Origin of the sequence: Enterobacter genomosp. S (genome assembly GCF_001631805.1) — a bacterium.
GTDB lineage: Bacteria > Pseudomonadota > Gammaproteobacteria > Enterobacterales > Enterobacteriaceae > Enterobacter > Enterobacter quasihormaechei.
In genome coordinates this window covers 318,060-338,395 of sequence record NZ_LVVA01000001.1, presented here as the reverse complement: position 1 = coordinate 338,395, position 20,336 = coordinate 318,060, and the positions used below count along the sequence as shown (strand labels likewise).

25 protein-coding genes, 2 tRNA genes and 1 riboswitch are annotated in these 20,336 nt (G+C 56.2%); of the genes, 9 read left to right on the top strand and 18 right to left on the bottom strand.

Annotated features, from left to right (window positions below; genetic code table 11):
* Window positions 1-19: 19 nt before the first annotated feature.
* Both mgsA and csgI read right to left on the bottom strand, forming a co-directional pair.
* A complete protein-coding gene (gene mgsA / locus A3466_RS01720) occupies window positions 20-478 on the bottom strand; it encodes a methylglyoxal synthase (RefSeq protein WP_006809340.1) in 459 nt (152 codons plus the stop codon).
* Window positions 479-558: 80 nt separating this feature from the next.
* Window positions 559-1,221 (bottom strand): curli synthesis inhibitor, encoded by a 663-nt coding sequence (gene csgI, locus A3466_RS01715; protein WP_063449131.1) that lies wholly within the window; start codon window positions 1,219-1,221, stop codon window positions 559-561.
* 172 nt (window positions 1,222-1,393) lie between these two features.
* Here csgI and A3466_RS01710 point away from each other — a divergent pair, with 172 nt between their 5' ends.
* Window positions 1,394-1,807, top strand: a complete 414-nt coding sequence (locus tag A3466_RS01710) for a CoA-binding protein (protein ID WP_006809337.1) — start codon at window positions 1,394-1,396, stop codon at window positions 1,805-1,807.
* A 32-nt stretch (window positions 1,808-1,839) separates the two neighbouring features.
* Here A3466_RS01710 and hspQ read toward each other — a convergent pair whose 3' ends face one another.
* Together hspQ and rlmI are read right to left on the bottom strand one after the other, a co-directional pair.
* The gene (gene hspQ / locus A3466_RS01705; protein ID WP_006809336.1) at window positions 1,840-2,157 is read right to left on the bottom strand and encodes a heat shock protein HspQ; all 318 of its coding nucleotides are present in this window, start codon (window positions 2,155-2,157) and stop codon (window positions 1,840-1,842) included.
* A 60-nt stretch (window positions 2,158-2,217) separates the two neighbouring features.
* Window positions 2,218-3,408, bottom strand: a complete 1,191-nt coding sequence (rlmI, locus tag A3466_RS01700) for a 23S rRNA (cytosine(1962)-C(5))-methyltransferase RlmI (protein WP_063449130.1) — start codon at window positions 3,406-3,408, stop codon at window positions 2,218-2,220.
* Between the two features lie 93 nt (window positions 3,409-3,501).
* On the opposite strand from rlmI, the gene yccX reads away from it, so the two are divergent.
* Complete coding sequence (yccX, locus tag A3466_RS01695) at window positions 3,502-3,783, top strand: acylphosphatase (RefSeq protein ID WP_074160893.1); 282 nt, start codon at window positions 3,502-3,504, stop codon at window positions 3,781-3,783.
* Here yccX and tusE read toward each other — a convergent pair.
* Together tusE and yccA are read right to left on the bottom strand one after the other, a co-directional pair.
* Window positions 3,780-4,109, bottom strand: coding sequence for a sulfurtransferase TusE (tusE, locus tag A3466_RS01690; RefSeq protein ID WP_003858129.1), 330 nt, complete (start codon window positions 4,107-4,109; stop codon window positions 3,780-3,782). The genes yccX and tusE overlap by 4 nt on opposite strands.
* A gap of 88 nt (window positions 4,110-4,197) precedes the next feature.
* Complete coding sequence (gene yccA / locus A3466_RS01685) at window positions 4,198-4,857, bottom strand: FtsH protease modulator YccA (RefSeq protein ID WP_047726838.1); 660 nt, start codon at window positions 4,855-4,857, stop codon at window positions 4,198-4,200.
* A 270-nt stretch (window positions 4,858-5,127) separates the two neighbouring features.
* On the opposite strand from yccA, the gene A3466_RS01680 reads away from it, so the two are divergent.
* Both A3466_RS01680 and A3466_RS01675 read left to right on the top strand, forming a co-directional pair.
* Window positions 5,128-6,762 carry an ABC transporter substrate-binding protein gene (locus A3466_RS01680; RefSeq protein ID WP_063449128.1) on the top strand — a complete coding sequence of 545 codons (1,635 nt, stop codon included), beginning with the start codon at window positions 5,128-5,130 and terminating at the stop codon, window positions 6,760-6,762.
* 138 nt (window positions 6,763-6,900) lie between these two features.
* Window positions 6,901-6,988 (top strand) — tRNA-Ser (locus A3466_RS01675).
* On the opposite strand, the gene A3466_RS01670 is transcribed toward A3466_RS01675, so the two are convergent.
* The 4 genes from A3466_RS01670 to A3466_RS01655 form a co-directional block, all read right to left on the bottom strand.
* Entirely contained in the window at window positions 6,975-7,811 is an 837-nt protein-coding gene (locus A3466_RS01670) for an ABC transporter ATP-binding protein (RefSeq protein WP_082830904.1), read from the bottom strand. The genes A3466_RS01675 and A3466_RS01670 overlap by 14 nt on opposite strands.
* A complete protein-coding gene (locus tag A3466_RS01665) occupies window positions 7,808-8,839 on the bottom strand; it encodes a FecCD family ABC transporter permease (protein ID WP_063449127.1) in 1,032 nt (343 codons plus the stop codon). The genes A3466_RS01670 and A3466_RS01665 overlap by 4 nt, the downstream gene beginning before the upstream one ends.
* The gene (locus tag A3466_RS01660; protein WP_063449126.1) at window positions 8,839-9,843 is read right to left on the bottom strand and encodes an ABC transporter substrate-binding protein; all 1,005 of its coding nucleotides are present in this window, start codon (window positions 9,841-9,843) and stop codon (window positions 8,839-8,841) included. Before A3466_RS01660 ends, A3466_RS01665 begins: the two co-directional genes overlap by 1 nt.
* A gap of 131 nt (window positions 9,844-9,974) precedes the next feature.
* The gene (locus A3466_RS01655; RefSeq protein ID WP_226842023.1) at window positions 9,975-10,445 is read right to left on the bottom strand and encodes a LuxR C-terminal-related transcriptional regulator; all 471 of its coding nucleotides are present in this window, start codon (window positions 10,443-10,445) and stop codon (window positions 9,975-9,977) included.
* Between the two features lie 312 nt (window positions 10,446-10,757).
* On the opposite strand from A3466_RS01655, the gene A3466_RS01650 reads away from it, so the two are divergent.
* Window positions 10,758-10,845 (top strand) — tRNA-Ser (locus tag A3466_RS01650).
* A gap of 42 nt (window positions 10,846-10,887) precedes the next feature.
* Here the strand turns inward: A3466_RS01650 and A3466_RS01645 are convergent.
* Window positions 10,888-11,889, bottom strand: coding sequence for a magnesium transporter (locus A3466_RS01645; RefSeq protein ID WP_063449124.1), 1,002 nt, complete (start codon window positions 11,887-11,889; stop codon window positions 10,888-10,890).
* Window positions 11,890-11,949: 60 nt separating this feature from the next.
* Window positions 11,950-12,119, bottom strand: a riboswitch (M-box (ykoK) riboswitch).
* A 158-nt stretch (window positions 12,120-12,277) separates the two neighbouring features.
* On the opposite strand from A3466_RS01645, the gene A3466_RS01640 reads away from it, so the two are divergent.
* Both A3466_RS01640 and agp read left to right on the top strand, forming a co-directional pair.
* Entirely contained in the window at window positions 12,278-12,778 is a 501-nt protein-coding gene (locus tag A3466_RS01640) for a DedA family protein (protein ID WP_063449123.1), read from the top strand.
* Between the two features lie 92 nt (window positions 12,779-12,870).
* On the top strand, window positions 12,871-14,112 hold the full coding sequence (agp, locus tag A3466_RS01635; protein ID WP_063449122.1) for a bifunctional glucose-1-phosphatase/inositol phosphatase: 1,242 nt from the start codon (window positions 12,871-12,873) through the stop codon (window positions 14,110-14,112).
* Window positions 14,113-14,143: 31 nt separating this feature from the next.
* Here agp and A3466_RS01630 read toward each other — a convergent pair whose 3' ends face one another.
* Together A3466_RS01630 and wrbA are read right to left on the bottom strand one after the other, a co-directional pair.
* Window positions 14,144-14,371, bottom strand: a complete 228-nt coding sequence (locus A3466_RS01630; RefSeq protein ID WP_028012649.1) for a YccJ family protein — start codon at window positions 14,369-14,371, stop codon at window positions 14,144-14,146.
* Window positions 14,372-14,389: 18 nt separating this feature from the next.
* Window positions 14,390-14,986: an NAD(P)H:quinone oxidoreductase gene (gene wrbA / locus A3466_RS01625; RefSeq protein WP_006809323.1), complete on the bottom strand. Its 597-nt coding sequence runs from the start codon at window positions 14,984-14,986 to the stop codon at window positions 14,390-14,392.
* Between the two features lie 391 nt (window positions 14,987-15,377).
* On the opposite strand from wrbA, the gene A3466_RS01620 reads away from it, so the two are divergent.
* Together A3466_RS01620 and A3466_RS01615 are read left to right on the top strand one after the other, a co-directional pair.
* Window positions 15,378-15,548: a general stress protein gene (locus tag A3466_RS01620; RefSeq protein ID WP_001273664.1), complete on the top strand. Its 171-nt coding sequence runs from the start codon at window positions 15,378-15,380 to the stop codon at window positions 15,546-15,548.
* Between the two features lie 115 nt (window positions 15,549-15,663).
* The gene (locus A3466_RS01615; protein WP_063449121.1) at window positions 15,664-16,584 is read left to right on the top strand and encodes a DMT family transporter; all 921 of its coding nucleotides are present in this window, start codon (window positions 15,664-15,666) and stop codon (window positions 16,582-16,584) included.
* A gap of 110 nt (window positions 16,585-16,694) precedes the next feature.
* Here the strand turns inward: A3466_RS01615 and rutG are convergent, their stop codons facing one another.
* Genes rutG through rutC form a run of 5 tightly spaced genes read right to left on the bottom strand, consistent with a single transcriptional unit; the run spans window position 16,695 to window position 20,336 of the window.
* The gene (rutG, locus tag A3466_RS01610; protein ID WP_063449120.1) at window positions 16,695-18,017 is read right to left on the bottom strand and encodes a pyrimidine utilization transport protein G; all 1,323 of its coding nucleotides are present in this window, start codon (window positions 18,015-18,017) and stop codon (window positions 16,695-16,697) included.
* A 20-nt stretch (window positions 18,018-18,037) separates the two neighbouring features.
* On the bottom strand, window positions 18,038-18,532 hold the full coding sequence (gene rutF / locus A3466_RS01605) for an NADH-dependent FMN reductase RutF (protein WP_063449119.1): 495 nt from the start codon (window positions 18,530-18,532) through the stop codon (window positions 18,038-18,040).
* 9 nt (window positions 18,533-18,541) lie between these two features.
* Window positions 18,542-19,132, bottom strand: a complete 591-nt coding sequence (locus tag A3466_RS01600; RefSeq protein ID WP_063449118.1) for a malonic semialdehyde reductase — start codon at window positions 19,130-19,132, stop codon at window positions 18,542-18,544.
* A gap of 9 nt (window positions 19,133-19,141) precedes the next feature.
* Window positions 19,142-19,942, bottom strand: a complete 801-nt coding sequence (rutD, locus tag A3466_RS01595; protein ID WP_063449117.1) for a pyrimidine utilization protein D — start codon at window positions 19,940-19,942, stop codon at window positions 19,142-19,144.
* 7 nt (window positions 19,943-19,949) lie between these two features.
* On the bottom strand, window positions 19,950-20,336 hold the full coding sequence (gene rutC, locus A3466_RS01590; RefSeq protein WP_063449116.1) for a pyrimidine utilization protein C: 387 nt from the start codon (window positions 20,334-20,336) through the stop codon (window positions 19,950-19,952).

The following is a 20,336-nucleotide window of genomic DNA, read 5'->3' as shown; positions in this document are numbered from 1 at the left end:
AGCGCCACCGGGCAAAAAACTACTTCAGCCTTTCCGCAAGATAGCGCGGGTAATCCGGGATCAAAATCTCTACCGGATCGTTAAACTGCGGTGATTCAATGATGAAATCGGCCGTTGAAAGATTTGTCGCCACCGGAATGTTCCACACTGTCGCCAGACGCAGCAGCGCCTTAACGTCCGGGTCATGCGGCACCGCGTTCAGCGGGTCCCAGAAGAAAATCAGCACGTCGATTTTGCCTTCCGAAATCTGAGCGCCGACCTGCTGGTCACCCCCCATCGGGCCGCTCAGCATGGCATTCACTTCCAGACCGGTTTCGCGGTGGATCAGATTACCGGTTGTCCCCGTGGCGGAAAGGGCATGATGCTGGAGAAGAGGCTGATGGCGACGAACCCAGTTAAGCAGCATTTGTTTACAGTGATCGTGCGCAACCAGAGCAATGTGCTTGCGCGCCGGAAGTGTGCGTGTTGTCAGTTCCATAATCTTATCCGTGAAGTTACCTCGCTACACGATGACGGGAACTGACTGATGCTGCAAGAGAAAGGACGAAAAAATGTGGCTTACGACGACGGTTGTCGTTTCACCCATTGCAGAAAACGGGCCCGCGTATCCGTATCGGCATTCTGGAACCAGAACCTGAGGCGTTGCTCGGTGAGCGTCTGCGACTGAGGGGGAAGCACATCCAGTTCCGATACGCCCGAAAGCAGGGGGCTGTCGTCTGCCATCATGGTAGCGAACTGAGGCAGGGAGGCGGGCCGGCTGGCTCTGTTAGAGATCGCCGTGTCTGCTTCGTAATCCGTTCCTTTGGGCCTGTTTGTCAGCGCCAGGACATCCAGCTTTACCGGGATGGGTATGGAATCCCCGTCCACCAGTTCAAGGCGTGGCGAAGCGTCAAAGGCCTGTGACTCTTTCTCTGTATCGAGACGCGGAAGCCTGAAGTTGACCTTACTGATACGCTGCGTGTTAAAGCTGACGACCAGCGGCGGAGAAATGTATATATGCTGTTCGTCGTCGGCGAGGCGAATCGTCTTTTCCACCCGAAAAACGACCTGATGCGGACCGTTATCCAGCTCGATGCTGTCTGCGCCTCGCAGCAGGGAGCTGGAGACTTTTTTCCCGTCCAGCACCAGCAGGTCAACGTCCGGTGAGAGTCTGAGGGTGGTTGCGAAAACACACACCGGCATGATTAACGCAACCACAGCCGAGGCAATGCCGGTTTTCATAGCAGACTCCTGTAGACAAACTACCCATGTAAGAATGTATCAAAATTTTTCGATAATCACGTTTACTAACATATAGACATATTCTGCCGTTTTGCCCTCATACTTCTGTAGGGACAGCGTGGTTGAGATGGCTGCTTTGACGTACACTTTGAAAAAAACTAGGAGGAAGAGCATGAAAGAGAACGACATTGTCGAGATCCTGACGTCCACGCGCACTATCGCGCTGGTTGGCGCGAGCGACAAACCGGATCGCCCAAGCTATCGGGTAATGAAATACCTTCTGGATCAGGGTTATCACGTGATCCCGGTCTCGCCGAAGGTGGCGGGGAAAACGCTGCTGGGCCAGCAGGGCTATGCGACGCTCGCGGACGTGCCGGAAAAGGTGGATATGGTAGACGTGTTCCGCAATTCTGAGGCGGCCTGGGGCGTGGCGCAGGAGGCGATCGCCATTGGCGCGAAAACGCTGTGGATGCAGCTGGGCGTGATCAATGAGCAGGCGGCCGTGCTGGCACGCGATGCCGGGCTTAAGGTGGTGATGGATCGCTGTCCGGCAATCGACATCCCCCGTCTGGGGCTCGCAAAATAAAAAAAGCCCGCTTGACGGGCTTTTTTACACCTTTAGTTTCGCAGTCTTGGTGCCTGTAACTGTTTGCGGATGGTCTGAGCAAGCTCGTCCATAGTGGGTTGTTCCGGATGCTCATCCTGTAATTCGCCACTCAACTGCGCTTCGGCAAGATAGGTATGGACAGGCTGACCATCGTCGCCCTCCATGACCACATGATACCAGGGCGCGGCGCGAAGCTCTGCGTCAACCGCCAGCTCGTCTGCTGACGGTTCATCAAGGGAATACTCCGGGTCGATATCCACGACCACACCCAAATATCCAAGCAAGGTGTGGCGGACCTGCTGGCCGATACCGAATTTGCTGGCAATCATAGTCACCTCCCGGGAAACATCACATACACACTATGTGCGGGCAATATTTCTCTTTTCAAGTTACATGACGCGACAGGCAAACCCTTTCAGATACAGCCCTTCCGGGTAGGTGGCGATCACCGGGTGATCGGCGGCCTGACGGAACTGCTCTATAAATTGTACATCACGACCCGCATCTATTGCGGCATCGGCGATGATTTTTTGGAATAAATCTGTCGTCATCAGTCCAGAGCAGGAGAATGTCAGCAGTACGCCGCTCGGGTTCAGCAGCTGGATCGCCAGCATGTTAATGTCTTTATAGCCACGGCAGGCGCCCATCAGCTGGCTTTTGTTTTCCACAAATTTTGGCGGATCCATTACGATGACGTCAAATTTCTCGCCCTGATCGCGGTATTTACGCAGCAGCTTAAACACGTCGTCGCGCACAAACTCCGCTTTGCTCAGATCCAGCTTGTTCAGCTCGACGTTCTGCTTCGCCACGTCCAGCGCTTCCTGGGAGGTGTCGACGCTGACAACCTGGGCACAGCCGCCCATCAGAGCAGAGACCGCAAAGCCGCCGGTATAGGAGAAGCAGTTCAGCACGCGCTTATCGGCAACGTACTGGCGCGTTGCCAGACGGCTGTCACGCTGGTCGAGATAATAACCGGTCTTATGGCCGCCCTGGATGTCCACCAGCAGCTTCATGCCATGCTCCTCGATAGGCAGCAGGGCAGGCGGCAATTCTCCGGTGACCGGGCCTTGCGTCAGCTCCATTCCCTCTTTTTTACGTACCGCCACGTCGCTGCGGTCGTAAATGGCGCATGACGGGAACAGCGTTTGCAGGGCGCTGATCAGCGCAGCACGCTGGTATTCCGCCCCGGCGCTCAGCAGCTGCAACACCAGGAAATTGCCGAAGCGGTCGATGGTCACGCCCGGCAGGCCGTCAGACTCACCGGCAATCAGACGATAGCTGTCCAGCCCGTCGCGCTTTGCCAGCCACTCGCGCCACTGCTGCGCCTGTTGCAGACGGCGGACAAAGAAATCGATATCGATGGTTTCATCTTTATCGAACGTCCAGACGCGCGCGCGGATCTGGGAGGCGGGCGAGTATGCGCCGCGCGCTAACCATTTCCCCTGATGGTCAACAATATCGATGGTTTCGCCGAGGCTGGCTTTGCCTTCCATGCGGGCAACCGCGCCGGAGAAGACCCAGGGATGACGGCGCAGTAATGACTTCTCGCGCCCTTTGGCTAACACTAAACGTACGCTCATAATTTGCTATTCTGTCGATTCCAGTAAAATGGCCGCCATTTTCCCGACTTCAGTGAGGAAATGCAACGCGCCAGTCGGATAAGGAGAAGGATGATGTCAAATGTTTGCACCATTGCCTGGGTCCACGGCCTCGTACAGGGCGTCGGTTTCCGCTACAGCACTCAGCGCGAAGCTCTTCAGCTCGGGCTGACGGGGTATGCGCGTAACATGGATGATGGCAGCGTGGAGGTAGTCGCCTGCGGTGATGCGGATAAGGTTGAGAAGCTGGTGGCGTGGCTAAAAGCGGGCGGACCGCGAAGCGCGCGGGTTGATAAGGTCTTAACGGAACCGCATCAACCCGGCCGGGAATACCCTGATTTCAGTATTCATTATTAAATGCATTTTACCGGTTTTGGCAGGCCGGCAATTTTGGTTGCCTGTTTTGCCGGACCTTTCGGAAACAGGCGATACAGATAACGGCTGTTGCCTTTCTCTTCGCCAAACTTATTCGCCATGGCTTTGACCAGCATGCGGATCGCCGGTGAAGTGTTGAATTCCAGGTAAAACTCGCGCACAAAGCGCACCACTTCCCAGTGCTCCGGGGAGAGGGTGATTCCTTCGTTTTCCGCAATTTTCTCCGCCAGCGCTTCGCTCCACTGGCTGCTCTCTTTCAGATAACCGTCGTTATCGGTTTCGATCTCTTTGCCTTCAAAACTCAACATAATCATTCACGCATTAGTCAAAAACCGCATCAGTTTACCAAAAAAACAAAGCCCCGCATAAGCGGGGCCATGTTCACAGCACGGTGGGTTAATCGCGGCTAGCGAAGCCCAGAATGCTCAGCAGGCTGACGAAGATGTTGTACAGCGACACATACAGGCTCACGGTGGCGCGGATGTAGTTGGTCTCGCCGCCGTGAATGATGTTGCTGGTTTCATACAGGATTGCGCCGGATGAAATCAGGATGAACACCGCGCTGATTGCCAGATGCAGAGCAGGCAATTGCAGGAAGATGTTTGCCAGCATACCGACCAGCACAATCACGATACCCGCCATCAGCATACCGCCGAGGAAGGACATGTCCTTACGGGTGGTCAGCACGTAGGCCGAGCAGCAGAAGAACACCAGCGCGGTGCCGCCCAGCGCCATACCGATCACGTCGCCCATTCCGGCAGACAGGTAGGCGTTCAGGATTGGCCCCAGGATGTAGCCCAGGAAGCCCGTAAAGGCGAAAGCGGAAAGAATACCCACCGGCTTATCCGCAGTTTTATAGGTCAGGAACATCAGACCATACATACCCACCAGCGTCAGGATCAGGCCCGGAGAAGGTAGCATCAGCACGGTGCTGGCCGTCGCGGTGATGGCTGAAAACGCCAGCGTCAGGCTGAGCATGAAATAGGTATTGCGCAGCACCTTATGAGTGCTGAGTAGCGATGTGCGGTCGCGTGAAGAAGAAATTATACGATCCATGAGTCACTCTCTTATGACAGATGTAATTAGCGCAAAGAATAAGAAACGGCGCGGCAGACGCAAAGTGGTTTTACCCATCTTTACTCAGCCCCTTAGAGATTATGCTGGTTTTTTATTCTGAAAAATCGCTAGTCCTCAGAATGAAGTGCGGTTTGCAAAGCGGATGCAGATCAACCTCTTATAGGTTACTGAAAAATATTGCGTTATTTCCCTAAGGCCGCTAAGAGTTATTTCCGGATCGTCATAAAAACAGACAATAAGGCGAAGGAAATGAAACCACAAACACGCACGCACTTTACGCTCTCTTTGTTAACCGCGGGGATCCTGTGCGCCAGCACGGCAACCTGGGCGGCTAACGTGCCGGCAGGAACCCAGCTGGCAGAGAAGCAGGAACTGGTCAGGAACAACGGCAATGAACCCGCCTCGCTCGACCCGCATAAAGTCGAAAGCGATGTCGAATTTAATATTATCAGCGATTTATTCGACGGGCTGGTCAGCGTCTCTCCAACAGGTGAAATCCAGCCGCGCCTGGCGGAGAAATGGGAAAATAAAGATAACACCGTCTGGACCTTTCATTTGCGCCCGGGCATCACCTGGAGCGATGGAACCCCCATCACCGCAGAAGACATCGTCTGGAGCTGGCAGCGACTGGTCGACCCGAAAACCGTTTCACCGTATGCCAGCTATCCCGGCAGCATGCGTATCGTTAACGGCACCGATATCGCAGAAGGCAAAAAAGCCCCCGAGTCGCTGGGCGTGAAAGCTATCAATGACGCCACGCTGGAAGTTACGCTCACGCAGCCAAATGCCGCTTTCCTGGCGATGCTGGCTCACCCGTCTCTGGTGCCGATAGATAAAGTCCTGGTCGGTCGTTTCGGTGAGAAGTGGACCAAACCGGAGCACTTCGTCAGCAGCGGGGCCTATAAGCTGGCACAGTGGGTGGTTAACGAACGCATCGTGGCGGTGCGGAACCCACATTACTGGGATAACGCACATACCGTCATCAACAAGGTGACCTATCTGCCCATCTCCTCTGAAGCCGCAGACGTTAACCGCTACAAAGCGGGGGAAATCGACATTGTATACACGGTGCCGATCAACCAGTTTGCTCAGCTGAAGAAAACGCTGGGGAGCGAGCTGGACGTTTCACCACAGCTTGCCACCTATTATTATCAGTTCAATACCACCCGGCCGCCGTTCAACGACGCCCGCGTGCGCAAGGCGCTGAACCTGGCGCTGGATAAAGACATTATCGCCGGGAAAGTGTTAGGGCAGGGGCAGCGCCCGGCATGGCTGATCAGCCAGCCGGACATTGGCGGCGTCAAGCTACAGACCCCGGATTACGCCAGCTGGCCGATGGATAAACGCATTGCCGAGGCGAAAAAGCTGCTGGCCGAAGCCGGATTTAACGATAGCCATCCGCTCAGCTTTAATCTCCTCTATAACACCTCGGAATCGCACCAGCGCATTGCGATTGCCGCCAGCTCAATGTGGAAGAAGAACCTTGGCGTGGAGGCGAAGCTGCAAAATCAGGAGTGGAAAACCATGCTTGATACCATGCACACCCATAACTTTGACGCGGTGCGCTACGCCTGGATTGCCGATTACGACGATGCGGCAACCTTCCTGAATAACTTCCGTACCGGGGACAGCCAAAACACCACTCAGTACAGCAATCCGGACTACGATCGGGCTTTAGTGGATGCGGCGAAATCGAAAACGGCACAGGAGCGCGGTAAGTTCTACCAGCAGGCAGAAGATCTGCTGGGACGTGACGTACCGGCGATCCCTGTCTATCACTACGTGCGCACGCACCTGGTGAAACCGTGGGTAGGGGGATTCACGCCGGACAAGCTTGGGTACTACTACACCAAAGATATGTACATCAAAAAGCACTCGCGCTAAGCCGGGGAGAATATGCTGGCAAAATGGCCAATCTGTCGTCAATTCAACCGATTAAACGTATTTTGGCTATTTTTAAAGCGAACGAATGCCCGCACTCTTTACAGCGCGCGGTGAGGTGTTTATAGTTCGCCTCACTTAGGAAGCGTGGCCGAGCGGTTGAAGGCACCGGTCTTGAAAACCGGCGACCCGAAAGGGTTCTAGAGTTCGAATCTCTACGCTTCCGCCAAATTCGAAAACCCTGCGATAGCAATATCGCAGGGTTTTTTGCTTTTGCGCCTGGTCTCTGCCATGTCACCCATGCTGTAGCTGATCGTTATCCCGTCGTCGGTCTTGTAGACCTGAGCTTTTACGCACCAGGTGTTCTCGATGTTCGCTGGAGTCAACACCTCTTCGGGCAGGCCCGTGGCTGATATCTGTCCGGCTTTCAGGAGGATCAGCCGCTGGCAGAAATTGGCCGCAAGACTGAGATCGTGCAGCGCAACCACGACGGTAAGCGGCAGGCGCGAAATCAGCCGCATCAGCTCCAGCTGGTGCTGTATGTCCAGGTGGTTTGTCGGCTCATCGAGCAGCAGCACCTGCGGCTGCTGTGCCAGCGCGCGGGCAATCTGGCTTCGCTGACGTTCCCCGCCGGACAAATGCTGCCAGCGCCGCTGGCGTAATCCGCCCAGTTGCATCAGGCTTATCGCCTCTTCAACCGCCTCATCATCCTCGCGTGTGCTTCTTTGAAACGCCTTTCGGTAAGGGGTACGTCCCAGCCGTACGATTTCCTCGACGGTCAGTTCCCCATCGACTTCAGCATGTTGCGGGACAAACGCCATGTGCTGCGCACGTTTTTTCAGCGGCAACATGTCAAGCGTCGTGCCATTAAGCGCAACACATTCGCTGAGTCGCGGAAACAGCCCGGCAAGACAGCGCAGCAGCGTAGACTTGCCCGAGCCGTTTGGTCCTAACAGGCCGACAATCTGCCCGGATGACAGTTTGAGATCGATCTCCTTAAGCACCGTCTGCGCTTGTCGGGTTACGGTTAACCCGGCCACGGTAATATTCATCTATGCTCCTTCCGGTTCTGATAAAGCAACGCCATAAAGACGGGGGCACCCACCAGCGCAGTCACCACACCGATGGGCAGCACCTGGTGCACAATCAGCGTGCGCGACACGATATCGGCCAGGATCATAAAGTGTGCGCCGATAAGAAACGTCAGCGGGAGCGTGCGCCGATGGCCCGGACCGCTCAGCATGCGCGTCACATGGGGAATGACCAGCCCCACAAAGCCGACTGCACCAATAGCGCTCACCAGCGTTGCGGTAACGACGGCACAGGTCAGCAACAAAAGAATACGCACGGCGGTGACCGGTATGCCCAGCGTTGTAGAGATTTCATCCCCGAAGGTAAAGGTGTCCAGCGCACGTGAAAAGAGAAGAACCACCAGTAAACCCGCAAGCGTCACGGCCAGGGCCAGCAGCGCGTCCGGCCAGCGCACGCCGCTCAGGCTACCCATTAACCAGAACATAACGCTACGGGACTGCTCGGCATTCGCGGAGGTGCTGACGATATAAGCGGTCATAGCGTTGAAGAGCTGGGTGCCCGCAATGCCGGCCAGCAAAATGCGCGACGGGCTTTCACTCATGCCGTTGGTAATCAGCATGATGAGCGCAAAGGCGGCGCAGGCGCCCACAAACGCACCGCTGCTCACGCCAATCACGCTTCCTCCGATGCCGAGAAGCATCACGCAGACGGCCCCCAGCGAGGCGCCCGCGGAAATGCCCAGCAGATAGGGTTCCGCCAGGGGATTACGCAGGATCGACTGTAACACCAGCCCGCACAGCGCCAGGCCGCCGCCGCTGCACGCAGCCATCAGCGCCCGGCTCATGCGGTACTGCCAGACGATGCCTTCCTCTGGCTGCGGCAGATCGTATGACGTCAATCCCAGGCCGTTGAGGATCGCTTTTCCGGTAATAGCATACGATACCGGCATATCACCGATACTCGCGGCAAAAACCAGCATCAGCGGCAGCGCCAGGAGGCCTGCCGCCAGTAACCCCTGCTGGCGGCGGTCAGTGAAGAAATGACGCATTATTCGTCCTGAAATGAAGCCAGCCGATCGCTGATAAGCTCAACCGCATCGACGTTACGCATTGAAGGGTTTAACGACATCGCCGGCACCACAATAATGTGGTTGTTCCTGACCGCAGGCAGGTTCTTTGTCACCGGGTCACTTCGTAAGAACGCCTGTTTTACCGCAACGTCATCGGCAGGGTAGAGCCTGCGGGACATCTCTGCGATGACAATCACGTCCGGCTGCGATTGGGCAATATGTTCCCACGTTACGGCAGGCCATTCGTCGTGGGAGTCAATAATGTTCTTCAACCCCAGCGTACGGCTGATCCAGCCCGGCGCGCCATAATTTCCCGCCACCCAGGGATCGCCATTCAGACGGCTGCTGGAGAACCAGAAAACGACGCTAAGCGGTTTCGCAAAGACGCGCGCCCGGGCCTTTTCGATACGTGCCGTCAGGGTGCGGTTGAGCTGTTCACCCCGTGCGGAAACATCAAAAATCGTCGCCAGCTCTGTCACTTCCCGCGTGATTTCCGCCAGCGAAAACGGCGCGCTTCGTGCCCCGTCTGCGTTTGACGTTTCCGTCACCGCTTTATCCGTGCAGTCGGCAGGGGAGATCCACGTATTAATCCCCAGCGACGCAAACTGCTTACGTGTCCCCACTTCGCCCTGCGGACCAATGTGCCAGTGATACTGCGCGAGAACGAGCTCAGGCTTCTGTCCCACTACGGCTTCAAAAGATGGCGAGTTATCCGCAAGCCGGGGAAGGTGTTTCCCGGCCTCCGCCAGCGGAGCCGGAAGTTTGCCAAACCAGACCGACGTCGCGGCTATCTTTTTCTCCAGCCCCAGAGCGAGCAGTAATTCTGTTTCATGCTGACCTACGGTCACGACGCGCTGAGGAGCCTTCGCAAAGGTCTGCTTTATGCCGCAATTTTCAACCGTAAGGGGCCAGGAGGTCACTGCAAAAGCGGCAGGCGCAATGGAAAGCAGCGATGCCAGTAATAACCCTTTTTTAAGAAACATAGAACGCAACCCAGTAATTGTTATGTTATAACATAATACAGGTATTGTGATTGAGAGCAACCGCAGTTGCCCGCAATGAACTGCATAGCCGGATACAGGGTGCGTTTAAGGAATGTAACGGGCAGATCGGGTCACAGTTTCTGATCGACAATCGCCGATTTAACCCGGGACATCGCCAGAATGTTTTTAGCGCGCATATTTAATTTTTCGAGGATCTTCACGCGGTAGGTGCTGGTCGTTTTTTGTGACAGTTGCAGCTTTTTCGCAATTTCATGGTTTTCCAGATGAAAAAGCTTCAGCACGTCATACTCGCGTCGCGTAAACGAGTGCGTTCTGAGCGCCCGATAAAATCGCATCAGCTGTTGAAAAGGATGAACGCTAAAATGCATTGATGAATAGATAATATTGTCGATTCTCACCGCGCGATTCGCTTCTATCTCATGCATCAGGACAATGTAATCACGCCTGATTTTTTTGACCTGCTGGATAGTGCTATTGCGTAACGTATCCTGTTCAATTGCAATGATGAAATCCAGCGTCGGATCGACCTCATCAAGATCGTGAATATCTTTCTTATCGCGAATTAAATGGGTCGATGTCATGGCGCTTGAGACCCCGCGGCACAGGTAATAGTTATCACTGATAAAAATAAAATTCATAATTGCCGTTGAATAAAGTCATGGGGACTCACTTATCGCAGTGAGGCTGGGTTAACGGGGGTTGTACGAAAAAAAAGTCTAAATCACACCCGGTAAAACTGATAAAAGTAATGTATGTAAAAATAAATGTTTACATTTTAGCCAGTCGATGACGAAGAAATCATCTGTGCGGAAGGGAACGACGCAAGATGCTCAAGGTAATGCAATTTCCTGCTTTACATCATGCTCAGAGATGTTTATAGTGCGCCTCACTTTGGAAGCGTGGCCGAGCGGTTGAAGGCACCGGTCTTGAAAACCGGCGACCCGAAAGGGTTCTAGAGTTCGAATCTCTACGCTTCCGCCAAATTCAGAAACCCTGCGATAGCAATATCGCAGGGTTTTTTCGTTATTCCAGCCCCAGCGTATACTGCGCGATTTTGAAGTAGATAATCAGCCCGGTACCGTCGATCAGCGTGGCGATAAACGGCGCGGAGACGACCGCCGGGTCGATTTTGCAGCGTTTCAGTACCATCGGGATCACCGACGAGACGATGGCGCTCCACAGCGTAATGCAGACCAGCGTCAGGCTGACGATAAGCGTGATTTCCATCCCGATACCCATCATCCAGGCGCGAACGCAGCCCGCCAGACCCAGCGTGGCGGCAATCATCAACGACGTGCTCATCTCTTTGCGCAGCACGCGGCCCACATCGCGAAGGTGGACTTCACCCAACGCCATGGCGCGCACCAGCGTGGAGGTGATCTGCGTTCCGCTGTTCCCGCCCGTGCCAATCAGCAGCGGAATAAAGAACGCCAGCGCAATGGCAGACTCCAGCGCCTCTTCAAAATGCTGGATCACCGAGCTGGTATACGCTTCCGCAACGAACAGCAGCAGCAGCCAGACGGAGCGCTTCTTCCACAGGCTGAAGGCGCTGGTTTCCAGGTAGGGTTTTTCCAGCGGCAGGGTCGCCCCCTGAAGCTGCGCATCTTCGGTGACGTCATCTTCCAGCAGGTGGGCGATTTCACGCTCGGTGAGGCAGCCCACCAGCGTGCCGTGGGTGACCACCGGCACGACATCCGCACCCGCGTGCGCCAGCACCCCGGCGACATCCGCCCGCTCATCTTCCGGTTTAAGCTGAATAAAATCCGATATCATCAGTCGCTTAACTGGCTGCACGGTATCCGTGACCTGCAATAATTTGCGAACGGCAATCAAACCCGCGAGGCGACCGTTATCCTCGATAAAAATATGTGAAGGAATATCATCGTCTTTTAATTTTTCGAAGAACTGCTCGCGTGCAAGAGCCACGCATAATGAAATATCGATAACAATAAAATCGGTATTCATATATTGCGCGATGGCGCTGTCATTAAAAGCCGGGTTTTGGTTGTGAATAGCGTAAGACATAGTAAATTCCCTTTGAATAATAAAATCTCTCAGGGGCGAGCAAGACAGGGCATGTCGGAAAGGAGATCCCCACGTCCTGGGTTCAGCACTGTACACCGTATCCCGTAAGGGAAGTTATACTGACAAAGCCTTGATTCGACAGTGCCTGTTTTACCCTGTGCCGGTTCTCTCGAACCCACCAGAGCGATAACGTGTATTTGTACAGGAGCCTCGCCATAACGAGATCGTTGTAAAACGTGAGGGATAATACGCTTATTTAAAACCGCTGCTGAGGAATTTTAATAATGTTTAAGAACGGTTTAAATGAATAGTATTAAACGCATGTTGAGGTTTTATTTAACTGTTTTCTTTTTAAATGGAGAATTCATGTGTTACCGGAGAGAGTAAAATGGCATGGCTGGACACACTGCTGGATCATTTTGCGCATTATCCGACGCATCTGTTCGCGCTGCTCGTTGTTATGGCGTTGAGTAAATCGACGGTGCTGGTCTCCTCGGTGCTGCCGCCCGCATCGGTCATGCTTATGGCGGGGATCGCCGTCAGCCAGTCGAGTCTGCATCCCGGCATGACGTGGCTGGCGGTGGTGATGGGCGCTACGGCAGGTTCGGTGCTGAATTACCATATCGGCCAGCTGATGGGGCATACCCGGCTGGTGTCACGCCTCACCGCAAAACATGCCGATAAGTTTCTGCGGGTACAGCATCAGCTGCAAAAGAACGGTGTAGTCGCGCTGTTCACCTCGCGTTTCCTGGCGGTGCTGCGCTATATCGTGCCGCTGGCGGCCGGTATGCTCAGGATGAGCGCGATGAAGGTTTATGTCGTTAGCCTGTTGTCAGCCTGCGCATGGGCGGCGCTGTATGTCGGCATCGTCACCGGCATCAGCATCTGAACGTATTCATCAGTTTGAGAAATGCTTCCCGAAAAAACGGTCACCAGTCTGTCACACTCAGCGTAACGATAAAAACGCATGAGGAAAAAGGGATGAGAAAAGCACTACTCGCTGTCGCCGTGGCAGGAACGCTTTCAGTGACGTTTGGGGCGCAGGCACAGGACGCGCCGGAAGGTTATCAGTTACAACAAGTGCTCATCATGAGCCGCCATAACCTGCGCGCGCCGCTCGCCAATAACGGCAGCGTGCTGGAACAGTCCACGCCGAAGCAGTGGCCGGAATGGGACGTACCCGGTGGACAGCTGACCACCAAAGGCGGCGTGCTGGAAGTGTATATGGGCCACTATATGCGCGAGTGGCTGGCAGAGCAGGGGATGGTGAAGACGGGAGAGTGCCCGCCAGCGGATACCGTCTATGCCTACGCTAATAGTCTTCAGCGCACCGTGGCGACCGCGCAGTTCTTTATCACCGGCGCGTTCCCGGGGTGCGACGTTCCTGTGCATCATCAGGAAAAGATGGGCACCATGGACCCCACCTTCAATCCGGTCATTACCGATAACTCCCCTGAGTTTCGTGAGAAAGCGCTGAGGGCGATGGAGACGGAACGGCAGAAAATGCAGCTGGATGAGAGTTATAAATTGCTGGAACAGCTGACTAACTACAGCGACTCGCCGTCCTGCAAGGAGAAAAACGTCTGCTCCCTGACGGAGACAAAAGATACGTTCAGCGCCGACTATGAAAAAGAGCCGGGCGTATCGGGGCCGCTGAAGGTGGGTAACTCACTGGTGGATGCCTTCACCCTGCAATATTACGAAGGCTTCCCGGCCGACCGGGTAGCCTGGGGAGAGATCAAAACCGATCAGCAGTGGCGGGTGCTGTCGAAGCTGAAAAACGGCTATCAGGACTCGCTGTTTACCTCGACGGAGGTGGCGCAAAACGTGGCGAAACCGCTGGTGAAGTACATTGATAAAACCCTGGTGACGGAACAGGCAAACGCGCCCAGAATCACCCTGCTGGTGGGGCATGACTCCAACATCGCCTCGCTGCTGACCGCGCTGGACTTCAGGCCGTATCAGCTGCACGACCAGCAGGAACGCACCCCGATTGGCGGCAAAATTGTTTTCCAGCGCTGGCATGACAAAAACAGCAACCAGGAGCTGATGAAAATTGAGTATGTCTACCAGAGTTCAGCCCAGTTGCGGAACGCCAGCGTACTGTCGCTGCAATCCCCTGCTCAGCGCGTAACGCTGGAGCTGAAGGGGTGTCCGGTTGACGGAAACGGCTTCTGTCCGATTGATAAATTCAATGCGGTGATGAATAACGCGGCGAAATAGAAGAGACCCCCCGCGCGAGCGGGGGAAACGTTCAGACGTTTTTACGTTCTATGGTTTGCTCGCCCCAGAACAGCGAGTCTTTGTCGGTTTTTTCGAAGGCGCGAATCAGCACCTCATCGTTGCCTTCTTCCCAAATCTGCTCGGCCAGCTTTTCGTCATAATTGGCGACTTCAAAGATGGCTTCGGCAATCTCCGGAGAGGTATTGCGTAAACTTGCCCATTCGCCCACGTGATGAGCTTTGGATTCTTGCGTTGGCATACTTGTCCTCCTGTTGGGTTAGCCGTTCAGTTTTTTGGCAAGACCCGCGACGTATTCACCCTGGTAGCGGGCGATTGAAAGTTCTTCATTGCTTGGCTGACGTGAACCATCCCCACCGGCAATCGTTGTTGCGCCATAGGGCGTACCCCCACGGACCTGGGAGACATCAAACAGTTCCTGCGCGCCGTAGCCAATCGGCACAATGACCATCCCATGATGCGCAAGCGTTGTCCAGGTGGAAGTGATCGTCTGCTCCTGGCCGCCGCCCGTGCCGGTAGAGCTGAACACGCTGGCCAGCTTGCCGTACAGCGCGCCGGAGGCCCATAGCCCGCCAGTCTGGTCGAGGAAGGTACGCATCTGGCCCGACATATTGCCGAAGCGGGTTGGGGTGCCGAAGATAATGGCATCATAGTCCGCGAGTTCCTGCGGGGTGGCCACCGGGGCATTTTGTGTTTTCCCGCCGGCTTTGGCGAAGGCTTCCGCCTGCATGGTTTCCGGTACGCGTTTAACCACGACCTCAACGCCGTCTACTCTGTTAGCGCCTTCTGCTACAGCGTGAGCCATGGTTTCAATGTGTCCATACATGGAATAATAGAGCACCAGAACTTTTGCCATTTTGCATCACTCCTCGTTGGTTTTTCTGACAGCGGATCGCTGCGTTACTTTAAAGATATGACATCACGGCCAGACTGCAAAAATGAACGGCATTTATTTGATATATAACAATATCTTCTGGATATGTGCTTTGTAGCAAAATGAAACAACTTTCGCAGCGCGGATTTTTCAAAATATAAGAACGGCTTATGAATAACCCGCGCAATATTTCATACGAAAGGCTGTGATCATGTTGCAGAATATTACCTCTCGCTTGCCGGATAGCCGCATTACACTAATCTTAACTTCACGCGGCACAGATAAAGGCACTGTCCTTGAGCCGCGAGGTGAAAGAATCCTCTTTTACTGAATGCAATATGATGTCTAATGTTTCACACTCTGGAGGTTAGAGATGGCAAACCATCGTGGTGGTTCAGGTAATTTCGCTGAAGACCGTGAAAGAGCATCAGAAGCAGGTCGTAAAGGTGGCCAGTCCAGCGGGGGCAACTTCAAAAATGACCCTCAGCGCGCATCAGAGGCTGGTAAAAAAGGGGGTAAAAATAGCCACGGCAGCAACAAGTAGTACGCCGGGTTAACTCTCTGCCGCCGGGTTTCCCGGCGGTTTTTTATGTCTGTCACATTGAACTGTCGCCAAAGGCATCGCACACTACAGGATTGAATCTTCGTGCTGGTGTCTCATGTCCGTTTCCCGTTTTACCTTCTCCATTAAGCCTCAGGAAGCCATCCTGATCCTAATCACCATGTTCTGGGGCGGAACCTTTCTCGCCGTTCAGTACGCGGTCACGCTCAGCGATCCCTTTTTCTTCGTCGGGCTGCGCTTTGCAACGGCGGCCATTGCCGTGGCGCTTATCTCGCTGAAAACCCTGCGCGGGTTGACCCTGAGGGAGCTTAAAGCCGGCGTGGCCATTGGCGTGGCGATTGCCATGGGCTACAGCCTGCAAACGTGGGGACTACAGTCTATCTCCAGCAGCAAATCCGCCTTCATCACCGCCATGTACGTGCCGCTGGTGCCGCTATTGCAATGGCTGTGCCTCGGCAGGATCCCGGGCCTGATGTCGTGCATCGGCATCGTGCTGGCGTTCATCGGTCTGATTTTATTAGCCGGACCGGAAAATAATCTGCTGGCGCTGGGGCCAGGGGAGATCATCACCCTGGTGGGGGCCGTTGCCATTGCGGCAGAAATTATTCTGATTAGCGCCTGGGCAGGAAAAGTGGACGTCAAGCGGGTGACGGTCGTGCAGCTTGCCACCGCGTCGCTGGTGGCGTTCGCGACAATGGTACCGGCAGGGGAGTCTGTCCCACCGATGTCCACCGGACTGATCGTGGTGGCGCTGGGTCTGGGCATTTTCAGCGCCATTATCCAGGTCACCATGAACTGGGCGCAGCGCAGCGTGTCGCCGACGCGGGCGACGGTTATTTACACCGGTGAACCGGTGTGGGCGGGGATATTCGGGCGTATTGCCGGGGAGCGTCTGCCGCTGCTGGCGCTGTTGGGTGCGGCGTTTATTATCGCCGGGGTGCTGGTGAGCGAGTTGAAGTTAAAAAAACGACGTAAGGCGGCTGCCGGGTTGGGCGCTGAACAAGGGGCAGATAGCTAACAATGCGCATTCTGCCCGTTTAGCCCGGCGGCGCTTCGCTTGCGCGGGCCTACTTGCCCATTGCAGGCCGGGTAAGCGCAGCGTCACCCGGCAAGAAAGCGGCACGTATTTCAGGTGGAGGGGGCGATGGCTTTCCCTTGCGTGACATCCCTTTTCCGGCGGCACAGCAGGGCGTTGAGCAGGATCGCGCCGAACGTCGCCGTGCCAATCCCGCCAACCGTAAATCCGCCCAGCGTCAGGGCGAAATCACCTGCCCCCAGCACCAGCGTCACCGCCACCATGATCAGGTTACCGTTCTGGCTCAGGTCAACATGGTTCTGCACCCAGATGCGTGCTCCCGCGACGGCAATCAGACCAAAGACCACAATCGAGGCGCCGCCAATGACGGGGGCCGGAATGGTGTGGATCAGCGCGCCGAATTTCGGTGAGAAGCCGAGCAGCATCGCCATGACCGCTGCCGCCACGAAGACCAGTGTGGAGTAGACTTTGGTCACGGCCATGACGCCGATGTTTTCCGCGTAGGTCGTGACGCCGCTGCCGCCGACCGAGCCGGAGAGCATGGTCGCCAGACCGTCGCCCACAAACGCCCGTCCCATATACGGGTCCATATTGCGCCCGGTCATTCCCGCTACGGCTTTCAGGTGACCCAGGTTTTCAGCCACCAGAATCACCGCGACAGGTGCGATGAGCATCATCGCCTGAGCGTTAAAGGTGGGCGAGGTCAGCTGCGGCATGCCGAACCAGGCGGCCTGATAAATCAACGTGAAATCGACCGGCTTGCCAAGACCGAACGTGTTCGTCAGCAGCGCGTAGATCAGACAGGCCGCAATCAGCCCGACCAGGATCAGCAGCCGCTGGATCATCCCGCGCGTAAAGACCGCCACCACGCCGATGCACAGCACCGTCATCACCGCCATCCAGCTTTCAAACGGCGAGCCGGAAACGCTCTTCACCGCTATCGGCGCCAGGTTCAGGCCAATCGCCATCACCACCGCCCCGGTGACGACGGGGGGCATCATTCGCTCGATCCAGCGCGTGCCGACTTTCATTACCACCAGACCGGTCAGGGTGTAGACCAGCCCGCAGGCAATAATGCCGCCGAGGGCCACGCTCAGGTTGGGGTTAATGCCCTGGCCGTTAAATCCGGTCGCTGCAATGACCACCCCCACGAAGGCGGCGCTGGAGCCCAGATAGCTGGGCACGCGCCCGCCGGTGACAAAAAAGAACAGCAGGGTACCGATACCCGACATCAAAATGGCGAGGTTAGGATCCAGCCCCATCAGCATGGGCATCAGCACCGTCGCGCCAAACATCGCGACTGCATGCTGTACGCCCATCACCATCGTCTGCCCGAGCGGGAGCCTTTCATCCGGCGCGACCACGCCTGCGTCTGTGGAGGTCGATTTCAACTGCCAGTGGGGAAGTCCGAACATGATCTGTCTCCTCATACGGGTTAACAGGCGGGTCGCATAAGCGCGTGGTAGCCGCGGTCGAACCACACCAGCCCTTGCGGCGCAGGGTGGCGAACAATGGACACAATGTCGCAGAACAGAATGTCATGGGTGCCGACGCTGACCACCTGGCTGATGCGGCAGTCGAACGAGGCCAGCGCCGCCTCCAGACGCGGGCAGCCCGTCTTACCCGTCTCCCATTGCGCGGCGGCAAAGCGTTCCTCCATCGGGGTTTTGCCGCCAAAAAGAGTGGATAACGGCTCCTGTCCGGCGCTGAGCGTGTTTACGCACAGGGTGCGGTTTTCGCTAAACGTCGGCCAGACGGACGCGCCGCGGTTGAGGCAAACCAGCAGCGTCGGCGGCGAATCGGTCACGCTGCATACCGCGCTGGCGGTAAAGCCCGCCATTCCCGCCGGGCCGTCGGTGGTGATGATATTGACCGCCGCACCGACGCAGGCCATGGCGTCGCGGAACGTTTGTTGGTCGGGTGTGTTCATGATGGCTCCTTACGCCAGTCCGCAGGCATCTTCGAAGGTCAGACGCGGTAAGCGTCCATAGACTTTGCTCATATCGCCGTAGCCGATGTTGATCAGCAGGTTGCTTTTCAGCAGCGTGCCGGTGAAAAAGGCATCGTCGACCTTTTGCCGGTCAAAGCCGGACATCGGCCCGGTGTCCAGCCCCAGCGCGCGGCAGGCAAAAATCAGGTAGGCGGCCTGCATTGCGCTGTTGCGAAAGGCCGTTTCTTCGGCGTGTGCGGGGCTGGAGGTAAACCAACGCTTTGCATCGGCGTGCGGAAACAGTTCGGGCAGGCGCTCATAGAATTCGCTATCCCAGGCGACAATCGCCGTGACCGGGGCAGTGAGCGTTTTTTCCAGGTTGCCGCTGGAGAGCGCCGGGCGCAGCTTCGCTTTCCCCTCAGCGCTTCGCACAAAGACAATGCGCGCCGGTGAGCAGTTGGCAGACGTCGGGCCCCATTTCATCAGGTCATATATCTCACGCAGCGTCTCGTCGCTGACCGGTATATCCAGCCAGCCGTTATGGGTGCGTGCGCCGGTAAACAGCGTTTCCAGCGCGGCGGGCGTAATGGCTTCGCTCATTAAAACTCCTTACAAAGCGGGTTCAGGGCTGTGCAGCAGGCTGGCAAGCCCGTTCAGCAGCAGGGTGTTAAAGGTGTCCGGCTCGGTCACGTTGCAGGCATGCCCGCCCTGGCGCATAACCGTTCTACGGGCATGCGGAAGGGCGGCGTGCAGTTCAGCGGAGCAGACGGACGGCACCAGCAGATCGTCGGTGGAACAGATAATCTGCACGGGGCAGCGAACGCGTGCAGCGTGGCGGCTAAAATCGGCCTGTTTCAGCGCATGCAGCCGGCGCAGCAGGTTGGCTTTGCCCTGAAAATGGGCCAGCGCCAGCGCTTCTTCAGCCTCCAGGCGCGGGGCGCGGGCGGCCATCCAGTCTGCCGGGTAGAGGAACAGCGGCTGCGCCTCGACCCACGCCTGCGCGCCACCCGCATGCAGCAGGCGTTCGCGAACGTCAAAACAGCGGCGGGTATGGGCATTGAGGGTCAGCCAGCCGTTGATGCAGACCAGCGCGGTAAGGGCATCTGGCTTATCGATGGCCAGCCGCAGGCCCACCAATGCCCCCAGCGCGTGGCCCACCACGCAGTAACGGGCGAACCCGGCCCCGGCTAACGCCAGCGCAAGCTCGTCGGCCATCTGCGCCAGGGTGTAGTCGTCCGGCAGGGTATCCGGGTTATTTCCCGTGCCCCGCTGGTCATAGCACACCACCTGATACTCTTGCTCCAGCACGGCGAGCTGGGGCAGCCAGTAGCTCCCGCTGCCGCCGAGCCCGGCAATCAGCACCACCACGGGTGCGCCCTCGAAGGGGGGCGGTGAAATAGACAGTTTCATGGCTGCCTCACTGTGCAATGTGCGCCACGGTGGCGATTTCAACCAGCGCGTCCGGCTTCACCAGCCCGCACTGAATGCAAAACCGCGCCGGTTTATCCCCGGGGAAGAACTCCGCGTAGATCTCGTTAATCGCGGCGTAGTTTTTCCAGTCGGTGATAAAGATGCTGTTGAAGGTCACGTCCTCCATGGTGCCACCCGCCGTTTCGATCACGGTTTTGATCGTCTCCAGCACGTGGCGGGTTTGCGCCTTTGGGTCGTTGATAAACACCACGTTGTTGTCTTTATCAAACGGCAGCGTGCCCGAGACATACACCACGCCGTCGGCGAGGGTGCCGGGAACGAACGGGGCAATCGGAGTGCTGGTGCCCGGCGGAATAATCACGGATTTCGGCAT